This window comes from Arthrobacter sp. UYEF20 (assembly GCF_040546335.1).
GTDB lineage: Bacteria > Actinomycetota > Actinomycetes > Actinomycetales > Micrococcaceae > Arthrobacter.
Genome location: NZ_JBEPNP010000008.1, coordinates 185,123 through 209,127 on the forward strand (window position 1 = coordinate 185,123; position 24,005 = coordinate 209,127).

General features: G+C 66.4%; 21 protein-coding genes and 1 pseudogene. 13 read left to right on the forward strand and 9 right to left on the reverse strand.

Annotated features, from left to right (window positions below; translation table 11 throughout):
- Positions 1–7: 7 nt before the first annotated feature.
- On the forward strand, positions 8–448 hold the full coding sequence (locus tag ABIB26_RS11460; protein ID WP_354242794.1) for a hypothetical protein: 441 nt from the start codon (positions 8–10) through the stop codon (positions 446–448).
- On the opposite strand, the gene ABIB26_RS11465 is transcribed toward ABIB26_RS11460, so the two are convergent.
- Positions 445–1,761: a cell division protein PerM gene (locus ABIB26_RS11465; protein WP_354242797.1), complete on the reverse strand. Its 1,317-nt coding sequence runs from the start codon at positions 1,759–1,761 to the stop codon at positions 445–447. The genes ABIB26_RS11460 and ABIB26_RS11465 overlap by 4 nt on opposite strands.
- A gap of 142 nt (positions 1,762–1,903) precedes the next feature.
- Between ABIB26_RS11465 and ABIB26_RS11470 the strand changes: the two genes are divergently transcribed.
- On the forward strand, positions 1,904–2,371 hold the full coding sequence (locus ABIB26_RS11470) for a DUF4383 domain-containing protein (protein ID WP_354242800.1): 468 nt from the start codon (positions 1,904–1,906) through the stop codon (positions 2,369–2,371).
- 458 nt (positions 2,372–2,829) lie between these two features.
- Here ABIB26_RS11470 and ABIB26_RS11475 read toward each other — a convergent pair whose 3' ends face one another.
- On the reverse strand, positions 2,830–3,009 hold the full coding sequence (locus ABIB26_RS11475) for a hypothetical protein (protein WP_354242803.1): 180 nt from the start codon (positions 3,007–3,009) through the stop codon (positions 2,830–2,832).
- Between the two features lie 54 nt (positions 3,010–3,063).
- Between ABIB26_RS11475 and ABIB26_RS11480 the strand changes: the two genes are divergently transcribed.
- The 3 genes from ABIB26_RS11480 to ABIB26_RS11490 all read left to right on the forward strand — a co-directional run bounded on the left by ABIB26_RS11480 (position 3,064) and on the right by ABIB26_RS11490 (position 5,801).
- Positions 3,064–3,924 carry an HNH endonuclease gene (locus tag ABIB26_RS11480; protein ID WP_354242806.1) on the forward strand — a complete coding sequence of 287 codons (861 nt, stop codon included), beginning with the start codon at positions 3,064–3,066 and terminating at the stop codon, positions 3,922–3,924.
- 199 nt (positions 3,925–4,123) lie between these two features.
- Positions 4,124–5,560, forward strand: a complete 1,437-nt coding sequence (locus ABIB26_RS11485; RefSeq protein ID WP_354242809.1) for a flotillin family protein — start codon at positions 4,124–4,126, stop codon at positions 5,558–5,560.
- On the forward strand, positions 5,553–5,801 hold the full coding sequence (locus tag ABIB26_RS11490; RefSeq protein WP_354242812.1) for an NfeD C-terminal domain-containing protein: 249 nt from the start codon (positions 5,553–5,555) through the stop codon (positions 5,799–5,801). The genes ABIB26_RS11485 and ABIB26_RS11490 overlap by 8 nt, the downstream gene beginning before the upstream one ends.
- A gap of 8 nt (positions 5,802–5,809) precedes the next feature.
- Here ABIB26_RS11490 and ABIB26_RS11495 read toward each other — a convergent pair whose 3' ends face one another.
- Both ABIB26_RS11495 and ABIB26_RS11500 read right to left on the reverse strand, forming a co-directional pair.
- Entirely contained in the window at positions 5,810–6,082 is a 273-nt protein-coding gene (locus ABIB26_RS11495) for a hypothetical protein (RefSeq protein ID WP_354242815.1), read from the reverse strand.
- Positions 6,079–6,747, reverse strand: coding sequence for an RNA polymerase sigma factor (locus ABIB26_RS11500; protein WP_354242818.1), 669 nt, complete (start codon positions 6,745–6,747; stop codon positions 6,079–6,081). Before ABIB26_RS11500 ends, ABIB26_RS11495 begins: the two co-directional genes overlap by 4 nt.
- A 518-nt stretch (positions 6,748–7,265) precedes the next feature.
- Here ABIB26_RS11500 and ABIB26_RS11505 point away from each other — a divergent pair.
- The 3 genes from ABIB26_RS11505 to ABIB26_RS11515 all read left to right on the forward strand — a co-directional run bounded on the left by ABIB26_RS11505 (position 7,266) and on the right by ABIB26_RS11515 (position 10,805).
- Positions 7,266–8,003: a hypothetical protein gene (locus tag ABIB26_RS11505; protein WP_354242821.1), complete on the forward strand. Its 738-nt coding sequence runs from the start codon at positions 7,266–7,268 to the stop codon at positions 8,001–8,003.
- Between the two features lie 139 nt (positions 8,004–8,142).
- Complete coding sequence (locus ABIB26_RS11510; protein ID WP_354242824.1) at positions 8,143–9,345, forward strand: glycosyltransferase family 4 protein; 1,203 nt, start codon at positions 8,143–8,145, stop codon at positions 9,343–9,345.
- Positions 9,342–10,805: a UDP-glucose dehydrogenase family protein gene (locus ABIB26_RS11515; RefSeq protein ID WP_354242827.1), complete on the forward strand. Its 1,464-nt coding sequence runs from the start codon at positions 9,342–9,344 to the stop codon at positions 10,803–10,805. The genes ABIB26_RS11510 and ABIB26_RS11515 overlap by 4 nt, the downstream gene beginning before the upstream one ends.
- Before the next feature lie 317 nt (positions 10,806–11,122).
- On the opposite strand, the gene ABIB26_RS11520 is transcribed toward ABIB26_RS11515, so the two are convergent.
- Positions 11,123–11,890, reverse strand: coding sequence for a LacI family DNA-binding transcriptional regulator (locus ABIB26_RS11520; RefSeq protein WP_354242895.1), 768 nt, complete (start codon positions 11,888–11,890; stop codon positions 11,123–11,125).
- 96 nt (positions 11,891–11,986) lie between these two features.
- Positions 11,987–12,133, reverse strand: a pseudogene (locus ABIB26_RS11525) (LacI family DNA-binding transcriptional regulator); the annotation flags it as partial.
- Positions 12,134–12,272: 139 nt separating this feature from the next.
- On the opposite strand from ABIB26_RS11525, the gene ABIB26_RS11530 reads away from it, so the two are divergent.
- From ABIB26_RS11530 to ABIB26_RS11550, 5 genes are all read left to right on the forward strand, one after another.
- Positions 12,273–13,724 (forward strand): purine-cytosine permease family protein, encoded by a 1,452-nt coding sequence (locus tag ABIB26_RS11530; protein WP_354242828.1) that lies wholly within the window; start codon positions 12,273–12,275, stop codon positions 13,722–13,724.
- 3 nt (positions 13,725–13,727) lie between these two features.
- Positions 13,728–14,597: a nitrilase-related carbon-nitrogen hydrolase gene (locus ABIB26_RS11535; protein WP_354242831.1), complete on the forward strand. Its 870-nt coding sequence runs from the start codon at positions 13,728–13,730 to the stop codon at positions 14,595–14,597.
- Positions 14,598–14,969: 372 nt separating this feature from the next.
- Complete coding sequence (locus ABIB26_RS11540) at positions 14,970–17,198, forward strand: putative bifunctional diguanylate cyclase/phosphodiesterase (RefSeq protein WP_354242834.1); 2,229 nt, start codon at positions 14,970–14,972, stop codon at positions 17,196–17,198.
- Between the two features lie 79 nt (positions 17,199–17,277).
- On the forward strand, positions 17,278–19,596 hold the full coding sequence (locus tag ABIB26_RS11545; protein WP_354242837.1) for a putative bifunctional diguanylate cyclase/phosphodiesterase: 2,319 nt from the start codon (positions 17,278–17,280) through the stop codon (positions 19,594–19,596).
- 75 nt (positions 19,597–19,671) lie between these two features.
- On the forward strand, positions 19,672–21,510 hold the full coding sequence (locus ABIB26_RS11550) for a putative bifunctional diguanylate cyclase/phosphodiesterase (RefSeq protein ID WP_354242839.1): 1,839 nt from the start codon (positions 19,672–19,674) through the stop codon (positions 21,508–21,510).
- Positions 21,511–21,621: 111 nt separating this feature from the next.
- Here ABIB26_RS11550 and ABIB26_RS11555 read toward each other — a convergent pair whose 3' ends face one another.
- From ABIB26_RS11555 to ABIB26_RS11565, 3 genes are all read right to left on the reverse strand, one after another.
- A complete protein-coding gene (locus ABIB26_RS11555) occupies positions 21,622–21,918 on the reverse strand; it encodes an excalibur calcium-binding domain-containing protein (RefSeq protein WP_354242842.1) in 297 nt (98 codons plus the stop codon).
- Between the two features lie 107 nt (positions 21,919–22,025).
- Positions 22,026–22,871 (reverse strand): SDR family NAD(P)-dependent oxidoreductase, encoded by an 846-nt coding sequence (locus tag ABIB26_RS11560; RefSeq protein WP_354242845.1) that lies wholly within the window; start codon positions 22,869–22,871, stop codon positions 22,026–22,028.
- A 385-nt stretch (positions 22,872–23,256) separates the two neighbouring features.
- A complete protein-coding gene (locus ABIB26_RS11565; protein WP_354242848.1) occupies positions 23,257–23,724 on the reverse strand; it encodes an alkaline phosphatase family protein in 468 nt (155 codons plus the stop codon).
- Positions 23,725–24,005: the final 281 nt, after the last annotated feature.

Consider the following 24,005-nt stretch of genomic DNA (forward strand, 5'->3'; position numbering starts at 1 on the left):
GGAAAACATGATTCCCCCGAACGAGCCCGACGGCAGGCAGGACAGCCGGCGGAGCCAGCGGCCGCTCAGCGACGCGGCCAAGGCCTCGCTGCTGAAGACGCACATTCTGTTCCGCACCTTCGTCGTGGTGGTCCTGGGATCGTTCTTCGTGTACCAGCTGGACATCAACTACCTGTGGCTGAGCGCGATCCTCACCGCGGCCGCCATCGTGCTCGGCATCATGGTCCTGGTCCGGGCCGCGAAGCTCAAGGAGTCCAGGCTCGTGCTTTTCGGGGCGATTTCCGGGCTGGTGGTCGCGGCGGTGCAGGTGCTGCTGGTGCTCACCTCGGCGCTGTTCTTCACCCAGGTCCGGGACTACCAGCAGTGCGTCCGCCACGCCCTCACCGAGCAGGCCTCTTCCGGGTGCAGGACGCAGCTGGACAGGTCGATGCCGGTGCAGCTGCGCTAGTTGGCGGCGGGTTCGAGGTCCGCTTCGCGCAGCTTCTGCTGGCGTTCCAGCCAGGGTCCCGCCGCGTAGCCGATCACGACGCCGATCCCCACCTCCGCGGCCACGAACAGCGCCGTCCGGAACGGGTCCGGGCCGATGTCCGTGAGCCGCCCCACACCGGCGGAGCCGCGGGCCAGCCAGGCCAGCCCAGCGGCGAACAGCCCGGCAACGCTGCCGATCATGACGCCCAGGACCAGGGTGGAGGCCGCCGCGGTGAACCAGCGGGCGCGGATCTTGATGGACAGCCATTCGTCGAAGTGGTTTTCGCCTTCGCGCAGGAACCACCAGCCGGCCAGGGTCCCCGCGAGAACCGGCACCACCAGGGCGGCGAAGCCGTAGTCCAGCGAACCGGCGGGCAGGGCCGCGAACACCGGGATGGAGGGCAGCGGCCCGACGGCGGTGCCGAGCGCCCCGGCCTGGGATCCGACGCCCAGCGCGAACCCGGAGCCGGAAATCCAGGCGAGCGCGAACACCGCAAGGTTGGGCACGAAGCCGAGCTGCGCGATGGTGAGCACCGCTCCTCCCATGGCTCCGGCGTCGAGCGCTTCATAGACGGCGACGATCAGGTTCCAGTGGATGAACAGGTCGACGGCGAGCAGCACGGCGGACATCGCCAGGCTCGCCATCAGCGCCACGGAGCCGGCCTTGATCGCGGAACCGAGGTAGGAGCCGGCCCAGCGCGAGTGCTGGCTGGTTTTGGACAGCCAGGCCACCGCGTCGACGCCGATCAGCCGGCTCCACGAACCGGCCTCCCGGCGGACGCCGATCACCATGCCAAGCGCAAACGGCACCAGCGGGGACAGCGCCGCGGACCAGAGGCTGATGCCGACGTCGGAGGTGCGGCAGATGAAGCCCGTGGCCAGTCCGAAGCCGGCGTAGACGAGCCAGGATCCCAGCAACGCCTGCCAGAGCTGGTCCGTGTAGGAGGCCCGTGCCAGCCGGCGGCCGGCACGCCAGGCGAGCAGGAACGGGATGAGGGTCAATCCCAGCGGAATCAGCGAGAGGGCCCCCGATACCGGCAGGGCTGCGGCGCCGGCTCCCACGGTGTCCAGCATCAGCGGAACGCCGTGGATCAGCAGCCAGGCCTGGCCGGCGAGCCGCGCGAGGACATCGGCGCCGCCGTTCTGGAAACCGGCCGTGGCCCACACCGCGATGATCGGGGCCGCCACCACCAGGGCGGAGATGACCGCTGCCTGCGCGGATTCGAGGGCTCCCTGCAGCCACAAGGGCATCGGAAGCCCACGTCCTCCGGTCTGATCAGCGCGCAGTTTCATCGTGTTCCATGGTGCCATGCACGGGCCTGCGGAGCGTCGCGACAGGCTCAAGAACCGGAATTCGGCACAGTGACTGAGCGAGCTTTTTCCAGAGGCCCGCCGTAAAATTGGAGTGTCCGCAATCAGTGGTTGGAGGCAGAACATGACTACCGCATCTCCACATGCACATGGCATTCACTTCGGACGGACAGATGTTCAGAATGTCGGCATGGGTGTAGGTATCGTCCTCATTGTCGTAGGTGTCCTCGGGTTCATCCCGGGCATCACGACGCAGTACAGCGAACTAAGGTTCTTCGGGCCCGATTCCAGGGCCATGTTCCTGAACCTGTTCCAGGTGTCGATGTTGCTGAATATCGTTCAGCTCGCGATCGGCGCCACCGGCTGGGTCATGTCCCGGAACGCCATGGGCGCCCGGAATTTCCTCATGGGCTTCGGTCTGCTGTACATCGTCCTTAGCGTTTTTGGGCTTATCGTCGGCGTGGGGTCGGCGGCCAACTTCCTTTCGCTGAACACCATGGACAACTGGACCCACATGGTGCTGGGCGTGGCAATGGTTGGCGCCGGTTGGCTGATGTCGAGGCATCTGGCTGACGACGCACAAACCCGGTAAGTGAACACCGGGAAAAAGGGAGCCGCGAATGAGTAACGTTTCATAGCAATCTGAAAATTCGTACTACCTGCTGGTGCAGTTGCCTCGCGGCGGCTGCACCAGCTTCCCTATGTCCGGCGGACGACGGCGGACGGTTCCGCGGGTGGGCGGTCGACATCTCCCGTCGATACGCCTGAGCGATGGTCTATCCCGCTGCGCGTGGCACTCGACGGTGAAGCCATGAGGGAGCTGTGGGACCGAAGCACGGCAGCGCTGGCCGACGGTCCACAGCCGGTGCTCGACCGCTTCGACCGGCTCATCCGGTGCCTCGCGCTGTTCCACGCCCACCGCGGCGAGCCCGCCTTTATTGCCCTCAGCGAGATCCGAAGCCTCGAGGGATCGGCGCGAGCGGGCACATTGCGGCCCGCGACCGCCAACAGGCGTTGCGGAGCGGAATCATCGACGAGGGATCGCCGCAGCTAAAAGCGGATGAGGGAGTACGGCAGGCTCGGCAGGTTTCCCGCCGTCCACGGGCGCTCCGATTTCTCCGCCGGAACCTGGCCACGGCCGTCGCGGATGACAACCACCACCGTGCCAGCGACCGCGAGCAGGACGACCGCTGCCAGGATGATCAGAAAGACTGCAATGGATCCAGTCATGTCCAACACCTCTAAATTAATTTTACTGCCGTTGACTACTGCGAGAATAGCCAGATGACAGCCATCATCCTGGGATGGAACCCTGACAGCTGGGACCGCTGGAACTACCCGGCAGCGGTGGACCAGGTCGCGGCCACCGGCCTGCGCGTGGAGCGTTGGGGCGTGGGCCAGCACCGGAACATCCCGGCGGGCGCCGATGCCTGGCTGGTCCTGCAGGGCGGCCACGCCGGCGGAATGATCGGCCACGGGGTCGTGGTCTCGGAGCACCCCGGACCCGCGCCGGAGCAGGCGGAGACCGGGACCGGGGAGCTGTCCGTGCTGGTGGCCTTCGATGCCCTCCTCCCCCTCGGCGAACAGGTTCCCGCAGCGGTCCTCAACGAGGCCGTGCCCGGAGTCCCGTGGGATGCGGTCCCCGGTTCCGGCGAATCCCTCGGGCCAAGCGACGAGGCGGCGATCCGGGCGGTCTGGAGCGACTTCGGGCCGCCGCAGGGCGCCGATCCCACGCAGCCCGTCCCCGGCACCTACCCGGAAGCCGCGGTCACCCGGGTGGACGCCAACCGCTACGAGAGAAGCGCGGAGGCCCGGCGCGCCTGCATGGCGCATCATGGCACCAGCTGCGCGGCCTGCGGGTTCTCCTTCGAAGTCGCCTACGGAGAGATAGGCAAAGACTTCAACCACGTCCACCACCTCGTGCCGGCATCTCAGCTGGGCAGTGGCTATCAACTGGATCCGGTCACGGACCTGGTGCCGCTCTGCGCCAACTGCCACGCCATGGCACACCTCGGCGTCGGCACCCCGCGCACGGTGGCCGAGCTGCGCCGGATCATCGGCGGCGCTGGGTTCCTGCGCGGAGGCACCGTCTCGCCCGGGGAACTTGAGGCCCAGCAGGCAGCACGGAAGATGCTGGGAGACTAGCGGCTTGTCCCTCGCCGCCGTGCCGACAGCAAAAAACCGGCACCGCGCTATGGACTTCCCGACGAAGAGCCACACAGACTGTCTACAACAGCTGACTTGGCGGCCCCGCCTTCCGCATTCAAGTCCGGCCGGGTTCTGTCAGCGGCCTCGTTGGGGGGCTTGGCCGCATACCTTTTCCAGCATCGTGAAAGGACCGGATATGCCGGATGTGTCAGCATTCCTTCCGCTTGTCTCCACGCTCATTGGGGCGATCGTCGTCGTCGGCGTTATTTGGATTGCCACAAAACTGATGTGGAAGGTGGCCGAGCCGAATGAGGCCCTCATCATTTCGGGGCTGACCCGGGGAACCCTGGACACCAGGGAGGGCATGGACTTCAAGATTGTCACCGGCAAGGGAGCCCTCGTATTGCCCGGGCTGCAGACCGTGCGGACCTTGTCCCTGACCCTGAACGAAACCGAGCTCAAGGTTTCCTGCGTGACGTCACAGGGCATCCAGGTGGTTGTCGAGGGCGTGGTCATCTACAAGATCGGGGACGCCCCGCCTTTCATCGCCAATGCCGCCCGGCGGTTCCTCGGCCAGCAGCCCAAAATGGAAAGCCAGGTGTACAACGTCTTTGAAGGGCACCTGCGCTCCATCATCGGCAGCATGACGATGGAAGAAATCATCCGCGAGCGAGACAAACTGGCATCGCAAGTCCGCGGCGCCAGCGGTGTTGAAATGGAAAAGCTCGGTCTGGTGGTGGATTCGCTGCAGATCAAGGACCTGCAGGATCCTACGGGCTACATCCAGAACATCGCCAAACCGCATATTGCCCAGGTCAAGATGGAGGCGCGCATCGCCGAGGCCACCAGAAACCGTGAGGCAGCGGAAAAGGAAGCCGAAGCGGAGGCGCAGATTGCCGACGCACAGAGTATCTCGGCGATCCGGCAGTCCGTGGCACAGGCCAACGCCGAACGGGCGAAGGCGAATGCCGCCCAGGCCGGGCCGCTCGCCGATGCGACAGCCCGCCAGCAGGTGGTGGTCCAGGAGACTGAAGTGGCCAAGCTCGAGGCGGACCGTGAGGAGCAAAAGCTGCAGACCACCGTCCGCAAGCCAGCCGATGCCAAGGCCTACGCCAAGCGCACCGATGCCGAAGGCCAGAAGTCGGCCGACATCAGCGCGGCCGAAGCGCTGGCCCGGCGCACGGAACTTGAAGCACAGGCCAACGCCAGGCGTACGGAACTGCAGGCCCAGGCCAACGCCACGGCCGCGGCAGCCGCCGCCGGAGCCACCCGGGTCACCGGCGAAGCGGAGGCGGCGGCCACGAAAGCACGCGGTGATGCCGCCGCCTCCGCCATCAAAGCCAAGGCCTTGGCCGAGGCGGACGGCATCAAGGCACGGGCCGAAGCCCTGGGAACCAACCAGGAGGCCGTCATCTCCCAGCAGCTCGCCGAGAACATGCCCGCCATCATCGCGGCCGCGGCCGAACCGTTTGCCCATGTGGGGCAGCTCACCGTCCTCAACGGCGGCGAAGGCGTCAACCGCATGATCGGCGGCATCCTGGCCCAGGTGGGCGATTACCTTCCGGCCCTCCGGTCCGCGCTCCGGAACGGCAAGGAAGCAACCAAACAGCCCCCGAAACGCCCCGATGCATAAAGACGTTGACCACAGCCTCACCGGCAGGATCGGACGGGTTACCGGACGCATCGGGCCGGGCACCATCGGCGAAGTCATGCTGCCGTTCCGGGGCGGCACCAGCGCGTTCCACGCCCACCCCTTCGACAAGACCAGTGTCTTCGCAGTGGGCGAGGAGGTCCTGGTCATCTACTACGAGCCGCCGCAAACCCTCTACGTTGATGAACTGCCGGACGTCCTCAAGAAGGGCCCGGGCGACTGAGAAAAATGTTACCGGTAGGTGAGGCGGCGTAGTCCGGGGCCTGGATCTATCCCCTCGTCCTCCGCCACCAGAAGCAGCAGGGACCGGGCTTCCTCACCACAGGCGGCACACCCGATCAGGTGGGCGCGCATGGCCGGCACGCTCACGGCTGTGCCAGCCAGCACCTGCTCGACGTACTCGTCAATCTGCTCGAAGCAGTCATCGCAGGACAGCCAGGGCTCTGCGGCCACGGTGAGCCGGGCGGCCGCCTCCCTCGACAACGACCGGTGCGATCTGGTCATGGGATCACCTCCTTCGCTGTGGTGGGCACCAGGTAACCGTCAACCGTCAACCGCGTGCGGAGCCGGCCCCGGGCGTCGTGGAGCGTCTTGTACAGGGCATTGCGCGTGGTGCCCAGCCTGTCGGCGAGAACATCGACCGGTACGTCGTCAACGAGCAGCGCCAGCACCACCCTGCGCTGATGGGCCGTCAGCACCTGGTCGATGGCGCTGCTGACGGCGCTGGAAAAGTCGGCTGCTTCGGCAAGCAGTTCGGGGGAGCTCCCGACGGCGGCCGGCTCCGGCATGTTCTCCAGCGGGACCTCGCGGTTGCGCCACAGGTTGCGACGGACCTCCACGGCGGCGTGCAGGATGCCGAATTTGTAGGCCCAGGTGGTGAACTGGCTCCGGCCTTGGAAGCTGGGCAGCTTTGCCAGCACCGCGAGCATGGCCTCGTCCGCCGCCTGGTTGACCACATCGTCCCAGCGCGCCTGGCCGATGGCCGGCAGCCGAGACAGCATCTGCGACACCTGATGGCGGGCGGCTTTCAGCAGGAGTCCGTGCAGGCTGGCCAACGCCTCGTCGCGGCCCGGTCCCGGCGAGCTGAGCAGTTCCACCCACGTGTCCGGGGCCCGTTCCGTCCGTACAGGATCCGCGTCCGCCAGCTCGGGGCCATCCAAGGAAGCCATCCGCTCACTCCCGCCATCCGGGGTCAGGGCGCGGCCCGAGAATTCGGGCCGCCAGTTCCGGCGGGCGGCCGCGGTCCACCAGATTGAGCAGGGCATGAATGTCCGTCCCGGGCGTTGCTGCCAGCAGGTGCGCCAGACTATCAGGAAATCCTGCCGACCGCAGCAGCCTTCGGCGCCAGGCGACGGTACTGTCCAGGTCCCTGCCACTGGCTTCCGGGGAGGGGATATTCCCATCGGCCGCACCGGCTGCCGGGGGGACAGAATGATGGTTTCTCATATCCAGTTAGTGTCTGAGGCATCGGCCGGCTTACCCGGAAAACTGAAGGCATTCCTTGCAGCCCGTACCCGGATTCCCCCTCCCAAAGTCCGGTGGCCGCCCCCGGTAAGATCCGCCGTCGGGCCGCTACTAACTTGCCATGGACGCCTTCGCCCAACCGGCACACTTCAGCAGCGTCAGCCATTCCCTGGCCCTCCGGAGGCGCCGGCGTTTCCCCAACGCAAAGACAGGACGACATGTCATGACTTACTTCACTTCGCGTCCGCGGCGCCTCTGGAGTGCCGCGCCGCTGGCCGTGCTGGCCTTGCTGACCGGTCTGCTGATCGCCTACTCCCCGGCGCAGGGCCTCCAACCCGCCGCTGGCGCCCAGGAGGCGCCTGTTCTTGCCCTCGCCCACGATCACTCCGCCAGCACTGACGCCAATTCCGGCAACATTTCCGCTTCGCAGACCGCCCTCCGCCAGAGCATGCGCACGCTGTGGGCGCAGCATATGGAGTGGACGCGGCTCGCCGTCGTCGAGTTCGCCGCCGGCTCCGCTGGCTTCCCCACCACCGCCCCGCGGCTGCTGCAGAACCAGGTGGACATCGGCAACGCGATCAAGCCGTTCTACGGCAGCGCTGCCGGCGAGCAACTGACCACCTTGCTGAAGGCCCACATCACGGACTTCGTGGCGCTGTTCCAAGCGGCGAAGGCCAATGCCCCAGCAGCCCTCAAATCGGCAACCACCGCCGTCTATGCGAACGCCCAGGAGATCGCCGACTTCCTCGCCAAGGCCAACCCCAGGTTCTGGCCGCAGGACCACATGCGGGACATGATGAAGGGGCATATTGACCAGACCATCGTGTACGGCGGCGACGAATTGGCCGGGAGGTACGCCCACGGGATTGCCGTTTACGACCAGGCCGAGGCACACATGATGATGATGGCGGACGATCTCAGCGCCGGACTCATCGGCGCCTTCCCCAACAAGTTCCACTGACTGAAAGATTCCGCTGACGGGCCACCCGCGCCACCGGAAGGGTGGTGCGGGGCGGCGGCGCCCTCCTGTTAACCCACTCTTCCCCCACCCGTCACGCCCACTCCCCCGGCCGGACAGCACGCGCCCCCACCGTGGAGGGGTGAGGATCGCAATCGTGGCCGAATCATTCCTGCCGCTCATGAACGGCGTAACGCATTCCATTCTGCGGGTCCTGGAGCATCTGCAGGAGCGCGGGGACGAGGTGCTGGTGATCGCGCCGTCCACGCAGGACGCTGACGTTCCTGCAGAGGTCTGCGGTGCGCATGTCCATCGGCTGCCCTCGGTGCCGCTGTCCGGCTACGCGAATGTGCGGGTGGCGTTGGGCGGTGTCTATCGGGTCAAGCGAATCCTTGCCGATTTTGCGCCCGACGTGGTCCACCTGGCGTCCCCGTTCGTGCTCGGCTGGCGTGCGGCGCAGGCCGCGCACCAGCTCGGCATCCCCAGCGTGGCCATCTACCAGACCGAGGTCCCCAGCTACGCGGCACGGTACGGCGTCCCGTTCCTGGAGAACTGGGCCTGGAACCGGGTGGAAAACATCCACCTGCTGGCCGCCCGCACGCTGGTCCCCTCGACGTTCGCGTTCAACCAGCTCCGCGGCCGTGGCATTCCGCGCGTGGACATGTGGCGCCGCGGCGTCGACACCCGGCGGTTCAGCCCGGACAAGCGCGACGACGGCTGGCGGGCTTCCGTGGCCCCGGACGGCGAGCGCATCATCGGCTACGTCGGCCGGCTCGCCGTCGAGAAGCAGGTGGAAGACCTCGCGGTGCTGGCCGATATTCCCGGAACGCGGCTGGTGGTTGTGGGCGACGGACCGCAACAGCAGGCCCTCCAGGCGGTTTTGCCGCAGGCGGTGTTCACCGGTTTCCTCGACGGCGAGGACCTGGCGCGCGCGGTGGCGTCCTTCGACCTGTTCGTGCACCCGGGCGAGTTGGAGACCTTCTGCCAGACCATCCAGGAAGCCATGGCCTCGGGCGTGCCGGTGGTGGCCACGGGACGCGGCGGACCGCTGGACCTCGTGGAGAACTCCCGCACCGGCTGGCTCTACGAGCCCGGCGACCTGGCCGGGCTGCGGGCGAGGGTGGCGGACCTGACGGGCGACGACGCCAAGCGCCGGGCGTTCGCCGCGGCGGCCCACGCCTCGGTCCAGGGCCGGACGTGGCCTGTCCTGGGCGCCGAGCTGGTCCGGCACTACCAGGCCGTCATGTCCGAAACCGCCGGTGATCGAGCTCGCCGGGATTCCGAACCCACACCCACTCAGTCCACCCCCACTCAGTCCACCCCCATGTCAGGAGCAACCCTGTGAGAATTTCCGTGATCGGTTGCGGCTACCTTGGTGCCGTGCACGCCGCCACTCTGGCTTCGATGGGACACACCGTGGCGGGGATCGACGTCGACCCCTCCAAGGTGGAGCAGCTCGGCAGGGGCGTTGCCCCCTTCTTCGAGCCCGGGCTGGACGAGCTCCTGCAGCACGGCCGCGCCACCGGACGGCTCAGCTTCTCGGCGGACATTGCCGACGCGGCCGGCGCCGCGCTGCATTTCCTCTGCGTCGGCACGCCGCAGTCCAAGACGTCCGACGGCGCCGACCTCAGCTACCTCGTCGCCGCCACCGAGGCGCTGCTCCCGCACCTGCTGCCGGGTGCCGCCGTCGTGGGCAAGTCCACGGTTCCCGTCGGCACGGTGGACATGCTCCGCGGGGTGCTGTCCGCCCGGCCGGACGTGCTGCTCGGCTGGAACCCGGAATTCCTGCGCCAAGGCACGGCGGTCAAGGATTCCCTCGTGCCGGACCGGCTGGTCTACGGCGTCCCGGACAACCCCGCCGGCAGCACGGGGAGAATCACCGCCGGGAAGAACAGTGCCGGAAAGAACAGTGCCGTCGCCGTCACCGCCGCCCTTGACGCCGTCTACGAGCCCCTGCTGGCGGCCGGGATCCCGCGGCTGGTGTGCAACTTCGCCACCGCGGAACTGATCAAGTCGGCGTCGAACGCGTACCTGGCCACCAAGCTCAGCTTCATCAACGCCATGGCCGAGCTCTGCGACGCCTCCGGCGCGGACGTGACCCAGCTGGCCGGAGCAATGGGCCTGGATCCGCGCATCGGCGGCCGCTACTTGCACGCCGGCCTGGGCTTCGGCGGCGGCTGCCTGCCCAAGGACATACGCTCCCTCCGGGTCCAGGCACAGGCCCTCGGCGTGCCGTCGGTGGACCGCTGGATGGACGTGGTGGACTCCGTCAACCAGGACCAGCGCTCCCGCACCGTGGAGCTGGCCCGCGAACTGTGCGGAGGCCAGCTCGGCGGCCGCCGGATCACCGTGCTCGGCGCCGCCTTCAAGCCGGACACCAACGACATCCGCGACTCCCCCGCCCTCGACGTGGCCCAGCAGCTCGCCGCTGCCGGCGCGCACGTCACGGCCACGGATCCTGCCGCCATCAACAACGCCTGGCAGCGCTACCCGCAGCTGCGCTTCGAGCCCTCCACCGCCCAGGCGCTGGAGGGCGCGGAACTCGTGCTGCTGTTGACCGAATGGGACGAGTACCTCGCACTCTCCCCCGCCTCCGCCGGAGCGCTCGTTCGACGCCGGACGCTGCTGGACGCCCGCAACGCGCTCGATCCATCCGCGTGGGAGGCGGAAGGCTGGACTGTCCGCAGCCTCGGGCGCGGAGCGGGACGGGTTCCGGGGCGCGGGGCGATTCACGGGACGGGCAGCAGCGAGCCCGCCGGCGCCGCCGGGCGCCGGATGGTTGCAGCAAGCTCAACCACCGCCTGAACCGGCCACCGCGCCACCGCGTGATCCCGCCTTGCGGGCTGGTTTGACGGGTTCCTGGCGTGCCATGGCATGCGTCGTTGCGCCGGGGTCGCACTGCGTCGTTTCCGCATGGCGGTGACTGTTCGTGGAAAATGGCGGTTAAAATCGCAGCTTTGATTGGCGGTTCGTGGTTGCGACCGCGAGCTTCAACACGTCGTACATCCCCAGCTGGATTTCCCGGCTGAACGGGGTAACCCGGGTTCCGTTGTCGGTGGCATCGATTGACCACGTGCTGGGTTAGTAACTAACGCAAGTAATGACTGTGAAGTGGTATCCGTCTACCGATTGCTTCGGATAGGGCCCGACGACGCTCTAATCTTCAGAGTTGTCGGGTGCTTTTCCTCCAGTGGGCCGGCTCCAGGCTCCTGGATGAGCCGCAAGACCATGTCGGCGCAGCGGCGGCCCATTCCGCGCGGATCGAGTTCGATGGCCGTGATTGGCGGGTTGGCCATCTGCATCACCGGGCTGTCGACACAGGAAGCGACGAGGATGTCCCTGCCGGGTGTGAGGCTGTACTCGGCGGCGGCGGTGAGGACGCCGATGGCGGAACCGTCGGGCGCGCAGACTATGGCATCCGGACGGGGGTCGGCCCGCAGCAGATGCAGGGATTCTTCACGGACTTCCGACGCGGTTGCGTTGAACGCCAGATCGCCGGCGTTGGGTTGTACGGCATGTTTTGCACACCAGTCCTCGTAGCCGCGGTGTAGCGAACGGCCCCAGTCGCTCGATTGGCCAGGGCCGAGGAATGCCGGGCGCCTGCAGCCCTGGCTGTGCAAGTGGTCCAGCAGTTCCAGCATGCTGGCACGATGATCGGACCAGACGGTTCCGGCGTTGGTACCGACCGCCTGGTTTCCGTGCTCGCCGGTCGCCAGAGGGATCTTTCGGGACATCAGGTCTCCGATGAGGGGGTCGCCATCAATGAGGTCCACGGCGACCATTCCGTCCGTGATCTTTGCAGCAAGCGCGGTTGAATGGGCCAACGAAGACAATACGACAGCGACGTCATCCTCGTTGGCCCTGTCCACCACCCCGAAGGTGAATTCCATGTAGTACGCCAGGCCGGTGACCTGGTCTGGAAGATGCAGGCCAATTGCCCCGGTCCGGCTTCGACGCAGGTTTCTGGCGGCTTGATTCGGCGCATAGCCAAGTTTCGTGGCAACTGCTCGAACATGGTTCCTTGTGGCCATCGAAACCCGGCCCGTGCTGCTGAGTGCCGCGGAAACAGTGGTGCGGGACACCTTTGCTTCGCGAGCAATATCGAGGATTGTGACGGAGGAGCTCCCTTGCATACTGGGGACTCTAGCAGTCCCGACCGGACCCTGCGCGGGAACATCGCTGGCCGGGGAAGTTAGCAAAACCTATTGCAGAATCGTTCCCGCTCAGGCATGATTGCAGAATCGTTCCCGCAGATCTTGAGAGGTTCCTCACATGGCAATCGAAGCTTCACCGCATTCGGCCGAAGACGCGGCACCCCGACCGGGCTCCCGGATCGAGAGCCGCTCCATAGACTTCGTAACGCATTCGGAGCGGTTTGGGCGGGTCAGTGACCTTGGCCCGATCTGGTTTGTCAGCAGCGTCAATCTCGTTGGTATCGCCACGGGCGTTGCGACATTGTCCATTGGGGCTTCTCTGTTCTGGACTGCGGTGGCCACGGTCCTCGGCTCGCTGTTCGGCACATTGTTTATGGCCCTTCACTCGGCTCAGGGCCCGCAGCTTGGCCTGCCGCAACTGGTGCAGTCCCGCCCGCAGTTCGGCTATCTGGGCTCGGCAGTGACCGTGCTCGTTTTCGCCTTCATCAACTATGTTGCCTACAACACCTCGGACGCGCTGCTGTCCGGAGGCGCCGCCGAGCAGATAACGGGCATCAATGCAACGGTGGGCTATCTCATCGCCACCGTCATAGCGGCGGTGATGGCCATCTACGGCTATAAAGTGATCCACCGCATCAACAAATGGCTGACATGGCCCATGATCAGCGTCCTGCTGGTCTTCACCGTCATCGCGCTGAACTCAAACGCACTCCCGGCGGAGGCCTTGCAACCGGGGCCCTTCGAGCTTGCCCCGTTCATGACCGTCTTCGTCATCGTTGCCGGATTCCAGCTTGGCTGGGCGCCCTACGTTTCCGACTACTCGCGTTACCTGCCTGCGAACGTCGGCGTCAAGGCCGCGTTCTGGTGGACCTACGCGCCCAGCGTGATTTCCTCGGTCTGGGTCTTCATCCTCGGGTCCGTCGTGGCCGCCGTTTCACCCGGCGCAGATCCCATCAGCGCCTTCATCGCTCTCGGCGACAGGTTCTTCCCCGGCTTCGGAATTATTGGCGTGGCAGTCCTGTTCCTGGGCGTCATGTCGATCATGGTCATCAACCAGTACGGCGGAAGCCTGGCTCTGATCTCCATCGTTGACTCGTTCACACGCATCCGTCCCACACGTGCCATCCGTGTCCTCTCGATCCTGGTGATGGGCACCCTCGTCTTCGCCATCAGCCAGTTCGTCGGGATCGACAACTTCAACGCATTCTTCAGTAACGTCCTGATCTTCCTCGCCTACCTGTTCACGCCCTGGACGGCAATCAATCTCATCGACTACTTCTTCGTGCGGAAGGGCCGGTACGTCGTGGCGGAAATCTTCAACCCGAACGGCATCTACGGCCGCTGGGGCTGGCGGGGAATCGGAGCCTACGCCATCGCCCTACTGACGATGATCCCGTTCATGGTCACGGCGCCGTTCGTTGGCTTCTTCGCCGCCGCCGCCGGCTCCGTCGACTACTCCGTTTTTATCGGCCTGCCCGTCGCCGCCATCGCCTACCTCCTCCTGCACCGGACAAAGGACCTGACCGGCGAATTCGAAATGAGCAAAGCCGAAGGCCACATGCGCCACTGAGCCGTGGCCGCAGTGCAGACCCGCTGGCACGCAGATCCGGACGAACATGAAGCCACCCTCCTGGACGGCATCCGCACCGCCGCCAACGCCGGCGCCAGGATCGTCTTTCTCCACGAACTCACGCTCTCGCGCTACATGGCCGACGAACGGCCGGCGGCCGACGCCGATGCCCTCGCCGAACAACTTCCGGGTGGACCCACCCACCTTTTCGCCGCGAAAGCCGCCGCAGAAACAGGGGTCCCCGTCCACGCCTCGGTCTTCGAAAAGACCGATGGAACCGACGGCCTCGGCTACAACACCGCCATTCTTGTCGCCCCCGACGGAACACTTCTGGCCAGGACACGAAAACTTCACATTCCCAAGACCGCCGGATACTACGAAGACCACTACTTTCGTCCCGGGCCCGCATCGGCCAACCCCTACCCCGTCATCGACTTCAGCGACTCCCAGGGCGGCTCGGCAAAGCTTGGCCTGCCCACGTGCTGGGACCAGTGGTTCCCTGAGGTGGCCCGTGCCTACTCCCTGGGAGGCGCAGAGATTCTGGCCTATCCGACGGCGATCGGCTCAGAGCCGGATCACCCGGATTTTGACACCCGGCCGCTGTGGCAGCACGTCATCGTGGGCCATGGCATAACCAACGGCACATTCATGGTCGTCGCCAACCGGTGGGGAAGCGAAGGACTGATCACCTTCTTCGGATCATCCTTCATCTCCGATCCTTACGGGCGCGTCCTTGTCTCCGCCCCACGGGACCGTGACGCCCTCCTCATCGCCGATCTCGACCTCGACCAGCGCCGCGACTGGCTCGAACTCTTCCCCCTCCTGACCACACGCCGCCCGGACAGCTACGTATCACTCATCCAACCCGTCTGAAAAACCCTCCAGCCAACGGGCGGAGAACGTAACCGCGGGCATGGGCACCGACACCGTGAATCACCAATGACCGTTCATAAGACAGCCGGAAGCCCGGCCGGCGGCACGGCTGTAACTCTCAGCCTTTGAAACGCGGACGTATCCGACCAGCCCGGGATTCTCCTCTGTTATTTATACGTCCGTTTAAATGACACCCGACATCGAAGACGACACGTGTTGTGGATCTCAGCGCTAAATGGCTCTGCGATTCACAGCGCATGGCCGCGGCACTGAGTCGTAGCACTGGGCAGCCGCACGGCACCCCTATGATTTCCTGTGGGGAGGACAGTCAATGGCATATCGGTCTCAAATGCACGCTCGGGCGGCCCGGTGATGGCGTCACGGCGCCCGGACGAGCACGACGCCGCCGAGTTCCTGGGCGCACCCGCGTCTCCCGCGGGGTCCAGCGCCGCCCCTTCTTCCAGGGCCGTCCTCGAATCCAGCCCGGACGCCCTCCTGGTCGTTGCCGCAGACGGCGCCATCCGCATGGTCAACGCGGCCACGGAACGCATGTTCGGCTATTCCCGCGCCGAGTTGGTGGGCCAGGACCACCGCATGCTGCTGGCCGAGGGCTTCCGCAGCGGTTTCCAGCGGCTGTTCTTCGCCCTCCGCCGGGATGCCGGCGCCGCCGCCCTCCCGCCGGTCGAGGCTTACGGCCTGCGGCGGGACGGCTCGGAATTCCAGGGCGAAATCGCCTGCTCGCTCGTCGCCCCGGAGGACCACCCGGACGCAGCCGCGGATGCAGCCGCAGATGCAGACGCCGTCTGCATGGCCGTCATGGTCCGGGATATCTCGCACCGGCAGGCAGCGGACGCGGGTCTGCGCGCTGCGATGTCGCTGCTGACGGCCACGCTCGAATCCACCGCGGACGGCATCCTCGTGGTCAGCGGCGAGGGGCAGATCGCGGGCGTCAACAACCAGTTCCTGTCCATGTGGGGTATTCCCGGGGAGCTGATGGCCAGCCGGGATGATGATGCCGTGCTGGGCTTCGTCATGGACCAGCTCGTGGACCCGGCCCAGTTCGTGGAGAAGGTCACCGCGCTCTACGCCGATCCCGCCGCGGAAAGCCATGACGTCCTGGACTTCCGGGACGGCCGGACGTTTGAACGCTACTCCCGGCCGCAGCTCGTGGCGGAGGAGGTGGTGGGGCGGGTCTGGAGTTTCCGTGACGTCACCCCGGCCAGAATCGCGCAGGACCAGATCAGCCAGGCCATGGCCGGCCTCGCCGAGCAGGCCGCGCTGCTTAAGTCCCTCGCGTTCCAGGACCCGCTGACCGGGCTGTCCAACCGGCAGCTCTTCAATGACCGCCTCGCCAGCGCGCTGCTGGGGCCGCGCGGAACCGCCGTCGACGTCCTGCTGCTTGACCTGGACGACTTCAAGGAAGTCAACGACATCCTGGGCCACCATGCCGGTGACCAGATGCTGATCGAGGTGGGCCGGCGGCTGCGCGCCTGCGTCCGGCCGCACGACGTCGTAGCACGGCTGGGCGGCGACGAATTCGTGGTCCTGCTCGTCGGCTCACTCGATCCCGAGGCCGCCGCCGCGCGGATCGTCGAGTCCCTGAAGGTGCCGCTGTGGATCGACGGGACCATGCTGCGGCCCAGCCTCAGCCTGGGACTGGCCTCGATCAGCGAGGACGCCGTGGACGCCTCCGAGCTGCTGCGTCGCGCGGACATCGCCATGTACGCGGCAAAGACAGCGGGCAAGAACAGGTACCTGCGCTTCCGGCCGGAGATGATGACGGCCCTCGTGCGGCGCGCCGAGATGGAAGCCGGGCTGCGGCTGGCCGTGGACAGCGGCCAGATCGCCGTGTATTACCAGCCGATCCTCTCGGCGGAGCGCGGCGTCGTCGTCACGGTCGAGGCCTTGGCCCGCTGGGAACGGGACGGCGAAATCGTGCCGCCGCAGCAGTTCATTCCCGCGGCCGAGCGCAGCGGCCTGATCGTCGAGATCGGCACCGAGGTACTGCTGCGCGGCTGCACGGAGATGAAGTCCTGGCTGGCGGCGGATTCCTCGCGGTCCCTGGCCGTGAATGTTTCCGGGGTGCAGCTGCAGCACGGCTACTTCGCCGAGCTGGTCCTGGCCGTCGCTGAGTCCTGCGGCGTGGATCCGCGGCAGCTGGTCCTGGAGGTCACCGAAAGCGTCTTCTTCGGTGACGACTGCCACGTGATCCAGCAGCTGGTGGCCCTCCGGAAGGCCGGCGTGCGCGTGGCACTGGACGACTTCGGCACCGGCTACTCCTCGCTGGGCCGGCTCCAGGAGCTCCCGGTGGCCACCCTGAAGATCGATCAGTCCTTTGTCGCGATGATCCGCACCGGTGCGGAGAGGCTTCCGATCCTCACGTCCATGATCAGCATGGCCCACGGACTGGGCCTGACGGTCACGGCGGAGGGCGTGGAGACCGCGGCCCAGGCCGAATACCTGATCAGGCTGGAGTGCGATTCGCTGCAGGGGTTCTTCTTTTCCGCCCCCGAACCGGGGTCCGGACTGGAGCCTGCCATCAGCCGATCGGCAGAGGCTTTCGCCTCGCTCCGCGGGGACCGGGTGCCCGGAAACCGGTAGACCGCCTGGGCTCCGTCCGGACGCCGCAAAAAACGAGGGGCCGCGGTGCTGGACTCGGCGCCCGGGAACCCTATGATCAGTGGTACGCATCGTCCACGGCATCACTGCCGGGATCGGTCAACAACAGCGCGTCAACATTAGTTCGTCAACAACCAACGCAATGGGGGCCGGTATCGCCGTCGGAACTGGGTTCCAAGAGACCCTGCTTGAGCAGGGTCCAGACGCCTTCTTGCTGCTGACCGCGGACGGAACCATTGCGTATGTGAATGCCGCCGCGGAGTGCCTGTTTGGCTACAGCCGCGAACAGCTGCTGGGAGTCCAGCACAACATCCTGCTCTCAGGGGACGGGCGCGGAGGATTCCTGCGCGTCTTCGGCCGGCTGGGCCGCGGAAGCCTCGCCGGCAAGCGGCCGTTCGCGGCGGCAGGCCGCCGTCGGGATGGCACCGAAATCGCCCTGGAGATCACCTGCTCGCTCGTGACGCTCGACGCCGGCACGGCCATGGCGGTCGCGGTCCGGAATGCGCGCCACCGGCTGGACACCGATTCCGGCCGGCGCCTGGCTGTCTCGCTTCTGGACGCCACGCTGGAAACCACCGCCGACGGGATCGTGGTGGTCTCCTGTGAAGGGCAGATCACCGGGATCAATGACCAGTACCTCAAGCTATGGGGCATGCCGGCCGAACTGGTGGCGGCCGAGGACCCGCTGGCCCTTGTCTCGTTCATCGCCGATCAGCTGGTCCACCCGGAGTACTTCCTGCAGAAAGTCTCGGCCCTCTACGCGGACCGGCTCATGCAGAGCCATGACGTGCTGGAGTTCAAGGACGGCCGTACTGTGGAGCTCTACTCTCGTCCGCAGCGGGTCGCGGACACGGTTGTCGGCCGGATCTGGAACTTCCGGGACGTCTCCTCGCGGCAGCGCGCCCAGGACCAGGCCCGGCGCGCGATGGATGAACTCGCCGAGCAGGCTGACAAGCTCAAGGAGCTGGCCTTCCAGGATCCGCTGACCGGCCTGGCCAACCGGATACTGTTCAATGAACGGGCCGCCGCGGCACTGCTGACGCCGGAACCGGTACACGTGCTGCTGCTGGACCTGGACGATTTTAAGGAAATCAATGATGTACTGGGCCACCACGCCGGCGACGAGATGCTGGTGGAGATCGCCCGGCGGCTGCAGAGCTGTGTGGGTCCCCACGGCACCGTCGCACGGCTGGGCGGCGACGAGTTCGTGGTCCTGCTGGTCGGCTGCCGGGACGCCGACGCCGTCGCGCAGCGGGTGGTCGGCACCCTGAACGCCCCGGTGTCCATCGAGGGCACGCTGATGCGGCCAGGCCTGAGCCTGGGCGTGGCCTCGCGGAACGACGAAGCACTGACATCCTCGGAGCTGCTCCGGCAGGCGGACCTGGCGATGTACGCGGCCAAGGAAGCCGGTAAGAACTGCTACGTGCACTTCCGGCCGGAGATGCTCGCGGCGCTGCTGGAGCGCACCCAGCTGACCGCCGGCCTGCGCCGGGCCGTGGAACTCGGGCAGATCACCGTGCACTACCAGCCCGTCATCTCCACCGACCGGCTCGAGGTGGTGCAGTTCGAGGCACTGGCCCGCTGGCAGTGGGGCGGGCAGCTGATGGCCCCGGACGAGTTCATCCAGACGGCGGAACGCAGCGGCCTGATCCGGGAAATCGGCGCCGAAGTGCTTCGGCGCAGCTGCACCGAGCTGCAGCCGTGGTTGGTGGAGGATTCCTTCCGGACCCTCGCCGTGAACGTCTCCGGCGTGCAGCTGCAGCACCTCGATTTCGCGGAACGGGTGTTGGACATTGCGGCTTGGAGTGGCGTGGATCCGCACCAGCTGGTGCTGGAAGTGACGGAGAGCGTGTTTTTCGACGCCGACACCCACGTCATCGCCCAGCTCTCCAGCCTGCGCGCGGCCGGCATCCGGGTGGCGCTGGACGACTTCGGCACCGGCTACTCCTCCCTGGGCCGGTTGCAGGAGCTCCCGGTGGACGTCGTCAAGATCGACAAGTCCTTTGTCTCCATGCTGCAGACCGGGGTGGAGAAGCTTCCCATCCTGACTTCGATGATCCACATGGCCCGGAGCCTGGGGCTCAAGGTCACTGCCGAGGGCATCGAGACGCCGGCGCAGGCTCGGTACCTGATGGACCACGAATGCGACGCCCTGCAGGGCTTCCTGTTCTCCCGCCCGGTGCCTGAATCCCAGCGGCAACTCGCGGTGCGGAACTCCGTTGCGGCCATCGCCGCACTCGAGGGCGTCCCGCTCCCGGGTAGCGCACCCGGGGCAGCCTTGCGGCCGCCGCTTCGGGCGGGCAGCCTTGAGGCCGCCGTCCCGACACACTCGGGCTCGTCCTCCCACGTAAGGCCTGGCGGCGGGCTCCACCACATATGATTCAGGAAGCGCAGCCCCACCGTGTTCCCGCCCGGTGCCTGCAACCGCATCCGTCATTTGGGGGCAGGCAACATCTTGGAATCTGGATTCGCACAACTACTGCTGGAGCACACTCCGGATGCCCTGTTGCTCCTTGCTCCGGACGGATCCATTTCGTTCCTGAATGCTGCCGCGGAGGAGCTCTTCGGCTACCCCCGCGCCCAGCTGCTGGGAGCCGATTCCAGCCTGCTGCTGGCCGAGGCATCGCGGGAGGATTTCCACGGCGTGCTCGCCGGCCTCTGCGTCACCGGGCGCCGCCCCCGCGAGCCGTTCGCCGGCTCCGGCCGCCGCGCGGACGGGACCGAGCTCCCGGTCGAAATCACCTGTGCCCTGCTCCCCCTCGAGACCACCGCCGGGGCAACCGGCCCTGATTCCATTGGCGCCGGGGCGCAGCCCGCGCGGTCTGTTGCGCTGTCCGTCCGCGGCGCCGGCCACCGCACGGTTGCTGCGTCATCCGACCAGCGCCACGGCGCCGCTGCAGCAGACGCCGCTGCAGCAGATGCCGCGACGCAACGCCGTCGTACTGCTGCTGCGTCACCGGCGGTTCCCGCGGCGGTTGCCGAGCATGATGACCAGCTCAAGGCCGGAGTGTTGCGGGATCCATTGACCGCGCTGCCCAACGGGACCCTGTTCAACGAGCGCCTGGCCGCCGCGATGCGCCGCCCGGACCCTGTGGACGTGCTGCTGCTGAACCTCGATGACTTGAAGAGCCTCACCGGCATGCTGGGCCGTTCGTCCGCGGATGAGCTCCTCGTGGAGGTGGCAAGCCGGCTGCGCAACTGCGTCCGGCCGCACGACACCGTGGCCCGGCTCGGCGGCGAGGAGTTCGTGGTGCTGCTGACCGAATGCCTCAACGCGGACGCGGTGGCCGCGCGGATTGCCGAGTCCCTGATCGAGCCGCTGCGCGTGGGCGGTACCACGGTGCGGCCCGGCTTGAGCATGGGCCTTGCGTCCAAGACGCCGCAAACCCAGGACGGCGCGGAGCTGCTGCGGCAGGCCGAAACGGCAATGACGGCGGCAAAGACCGGGGGCCAGCACAGCTGGCTCCGGTTCCGGCCGGAGATGCTGAGCACGGCGGCGCACCGGGCCGACGGCGAAACGGGGCTCCGGCGGGCCGTCGAGCTGGGCCAGATCTCGGTCCACTACCAGCCGGTGGTCTCCCCCGGGCTCGGCGCCGTGGTGCAGTTCGAGGCGTTTGCGCGCTGGGAACGGCACGGCAAGCTGATTCCGCCCAACCAGTTCCTGCCGGTGGCGGAGCAGAGCGGCCTGATCCGGGAGATCGGCGACGAGGTCCTGCGCCGTGCCTGCGCCGAGATCCGGCCCTGGCTGGCCGGCGACGCCGCGTACAGCGTCGCCGTGAACGTCTCTGGCCTGCAGTTCCAGAACCGGGATTTCGCCACGGATGTGCTCGCGATAGTGCGGTCCACCGGCGTGGATCCGCGCCAGCTGATGCTGGAACTGACGGAGAGCGTGTTCTTCGACGCCGATTCGGACGTGCTACGGCAGCTTCGCCAGCTCCGGGAGGCCGGCGTACAGATCGCGATGGACGACTTCGGCACCGGCTATTCTTCGCCGGGACGGCTCAAGGAACTGCCGCTGGACAAGGTCAAGATCGACCGCTCCTTCGTGGCGATGATCAAGACCGGCCAGGAGCAGCTGCCCTTCTTCAACACCATGGTCAACGCCGCCCATGCCCTGGGCCTGCACGTCACGGCCGAGGGCATCGAAACCCCCGCGCAGGCCAAGTACCTCATGGACCGCGGCTGCGACTCCCTGCAGGGCTACCTCTTCGCCAAGCCGGCCCCGGCCAGCGAACTGGCCGGGACCATGGAGAGCGCGCTCACGGCAATCGACAAGGTCGACGCCGCCCGCTGAGTCCGGTGCCTAGGCCGGGTTTACGCCGGGTTTACGCCGGGGGAATCGAGCTTGTCGAGATCCTGCTGGTAAGCCCCGGGATCCCGAATTTGCAAAGATCCCGGCCATGACTCAGCGCTTTTCGCAGGCAATGCCGTCGTTGTCGCGGTCCAGATCGTACTCGCCGGTGTGGCGGTTCGCGCCACCGTCGTTGTAGCTGTACACAGTGTTATTCGCGCGGAAGGTTGTGACCGGCTTTCCGGACGTCTTATCCCGTGCACCGCTCTTGCCGACACCATGCGGATAAACCTTGTTGAGTTCGGCGCAATTCTTGTACGACCTCGGCGACGGCGCAGCGTTTGCCGGCACCGCCGAAACCGTCAAAAGAAGGGCTGCGGTGGCCAGAGATGCGAGAAATACTTTCTTCACGCGCATATAAATAGAACTCCCCCATTAAGAAGGCCAAGGCCGCCTTTCGGCTTTGGCTAAAGGAATGCTATCTCACTGTTCACCGAATCCGGCTCCGCCGACGGCGGCTACGCCCGCTGATCGAGCTTGTCGAGGTCCTGCGCCACCATGGCTTCGCTGCGGTCCCACAGCTCCCGCGCCAGATCGGCGTCGTACGCCTGCTTGTTGGCCTTCGCCAGCGCCCGTTTGGCGTAGTAGGCACCCGAGATCCAGTCCTGCCCCGGCTCTGCGGTGGCGAGCCATACGAGGGTGTCCGCGCCCTGCTCGGGGGACAGCAGGAACCGGTTGAGGAAGGTCTTGTACGCGTGCCGCATCGGGCTCGTGGACTCGGCCGCAAAGTTGGTGGCGACGACGCCGGGGTGGAAGGCCGCCGCCGTGATGCCCGCCGCGCCGTAGCGGTGGTTCAGCTCCGTGGTGAACAGGATGTTCGCGAGCTTGCCGGTGCCGTAGGCGCGGTTGGTGGAGTAGTTCTGCCCGGAGTCCAGGTCCTCGAGATCCAGCTTGCCGAAGCCGTTGGCGGCGCTGGAGGTGTTGATGACGGTGGCGTTGCTGGCGGTGAGGACGTCCATCAGCTCGGTGGTCAGCAGGAACGGTGCCAGGTGGTTGATCTGGAACGTCTTCTCGTGGCCGTCCACGGTGAGCTCGCGGCGGCCCATGATCCCGCCGGCGTTGTTGGCGAGGACGTCGATCCGCGGGTACTTCTCCTTCAGCTGCTCGGCGAGCCGGCGCACCTGTGCCAGCTCCGCGAAGTCGGCGACGTAATGGTCCGCCCCGATCTCCTTCGCCACCTGCGCGGTCTTCTGCGCGGAACGCCCGACGACGACCACCTGCTCGCCCTGTTTGCTCAGGGTCCGCGCCGCGGACGCGCCGATGCCGTCGCTGGCTCCGGTGATGACAATGGTCCGTGCGGTCATGAAATGTCCTTCGAATGGCGGAGGGTGTCGCTCATACAACGGCCCCCGGCCGGGTAGTGTTCCCCGGCCGGGGGCAGTTGTATCTGTACTTAATGGAAAGTCTTGGGCCTGTACCTGCACGCGGACAAACGCGCGGCAGTTAGATACGCAGCTGCGACCGGAAACTCGGCGCCGTGCCGGCGTTGAGCAATCTAAAGCCGATACCCAGCATCTCTTCGGTTGACCGCAGTAGCGAGTAGTGACTGTAGGAACCCTGGATAACAGCACCCGGAACCACGGACGGAGCCACCACAAAATTGGGCACCGGAGTATCTTCGTCGAAAAGCACGAATATCGCGGTTTTCCCCCCTTGATAACTTTGGCTGGCCAGGATGACCGGCAACCACTAGGAAAGCCAGGCGTCCCCCGTCGCGATGCTGCAGTCGTGCATGTCATTGCAGACATTCGGCACGATGAAGGAGAAATTCGGCAGCGTGTTGTTGGCCAGGTCCCTTGCAAAGATTCCCGACGCCGGAGTTCCCATCGGCACGTTGTTGGTGGCGCAGGCTGCCCTGTCTCCTGGCCCCTGGTAATAAACCTCCGGGTTGTGCCGCTCCGCATACAGGCCCGATGCGCTCAGCTGGCAATTCGAGGGCATGTCCTCCAGATAGCTCTTCTGCGACTGGCCCGACGCCCTCACCTGGCGGAAAATGTTGTCGGCCGTAATCGGCGGCAGACCGTTCGGGTTTGAATCGGAGGTGACGCCCTGTGTGCTCCCGGACGTCATGGCCAGATAGCTCGGCAGCGATGGCAGGCCCACGCCGGCGTCGCTCCAGTTGGACACTGAGCCGCACTGCCTCGCGGTTTGCGTCATATACGGCGCGTTGGCGCTCCCGATGACCTGCGAGTAGGTCTTGTTCTCGAAGAGAATCCAGATGACGTGGTCGTATTTCGCCGGCGGCGTCGAGGTCTTGCCGCACGGGTTTGCGCCGGGTGCGGCCGTATGGTTTTGTGAGACAGCTTGTTAGGAGCCCTTCTTCACAATGACCGACCGTAAGATGTATAGCCAGAAGTACAAGGACGACGCCGTGGAGCTCGTGATTTCCTCGGGCCGTCCGATCGCCCAGGTCGCGCCGGACATCGGCGTGAACGAGG

Excerpts from the sequence above, each read along its gene's own strand:
- ABIB26_RS11460 (WP_354242794.1), top strand. The coding sequence starts at position 8 with ATGATTCCCCCGAACGAGCCCGACGGCAGGCAGGACAGCCGGCGGAGC.
- ABIB26_RS11465 (WP_354242797.1), bottom strand. The coding sequence starts at position 1,761 with ATGAAACTGCGCGCTGATCAGACCGGAGGACGTGGGCTTCCGATGCCC.
- ABIB26_RS11470 (WP_354242800.1), top strand. The coding sequence starts at position 1,904 with ATGACTACCGCATCTCCACATGCACATGGCATTCACTTCGGACGGACA.
- ABIB26_RS11475 (WP_354242803.1), bottom strand. The coding sequence starts at position 3,009 with ATGACTGGATCCATTGCAGTCTTTCTGATCATCCTGGCAGCGGTCGTC.
- ABIB26_RS11480 (WP_354242806.1), top strand. The coding sequence starts at position 3,064 with ATGACAGCCATCATCCTGGGATGGAACCCTGACAGCTGGGACCGCTGG.
- ABIB26_RS11485 (WP_354242809.1), top strand. The coding sequence starts at position 4,124 with ATGCCGGATGTGTCAGCATTCCTTCCGCTTGTCTCCACGCTCATTGGG.
- ABIB26_RS11490 (WP_354242812.1), top strand. The coding sequence starts at position 5,553 with ATGCATAAAGACGTTGACCACAGCCTCACCGGCAGGATCGGACGGGTT.
- ABIB26_RS11495 (WP_354242815.1), bottom strand. The coding sequence starts at position 6,082 with ATGACCAGATCGCACCGGTCGTTGTCGAGGGAGGCGGCCGCCCGGCTC.
- ABIB26_RS11500 (WP_354242818.1), bottom strand. The coding sequence starts at position 6,747 with ATGGCTTCCTTGGATGGCCCCGAGCTGGCGGACGCGGATCCTGTACGG.
- ABIB26_RS11505 (WP_354242821.1), top strand. The coding sequence starts at position 7,266 with ATGACTTACTTCACTTCGCGTCCGCGGCGCCTCTGGAGTGCCGCGCCG.
- ABIB26_RS11520 (WP_354242895.1), bottom strand. The coding sequence starts at position 11,890 with ATGGAATTCACCTTCGGGGTGGTGGACAGGGCCAACGAGGATGACGTC.
- ABIB26_RS11530 (WP_354242828.1), top strand. The coding sequence starts at position 12,273 with ATGGCAATCGAAGCTTCACCGCATTCGGCCGAAGACGCGGCACCCCGA.
- ABIB26_RS11540 (WP_354242834.1), top strand. The coding sequence starts at position 14,970 with ATGGCGTCACGGCGCCCGGACGAGCACGACGCCGCCGAGTTCCTGGGC.
- ABIB26_RS11560 (WP_354242845.1), bottom strand. The coding sequence starts at position 22,871 with ATGACCGCACGGACCATTGTCATCACCGGAGCCAGCGACGGCATCGGC.
- ABIB26_RS11565 (WP_354242848.1), bottom strand. The coding sequence starts at position 23,724 with ATGACGCAAACCGCGAGGCAGTGCGGCTCAGTGTCCAACTGGAGCGAC.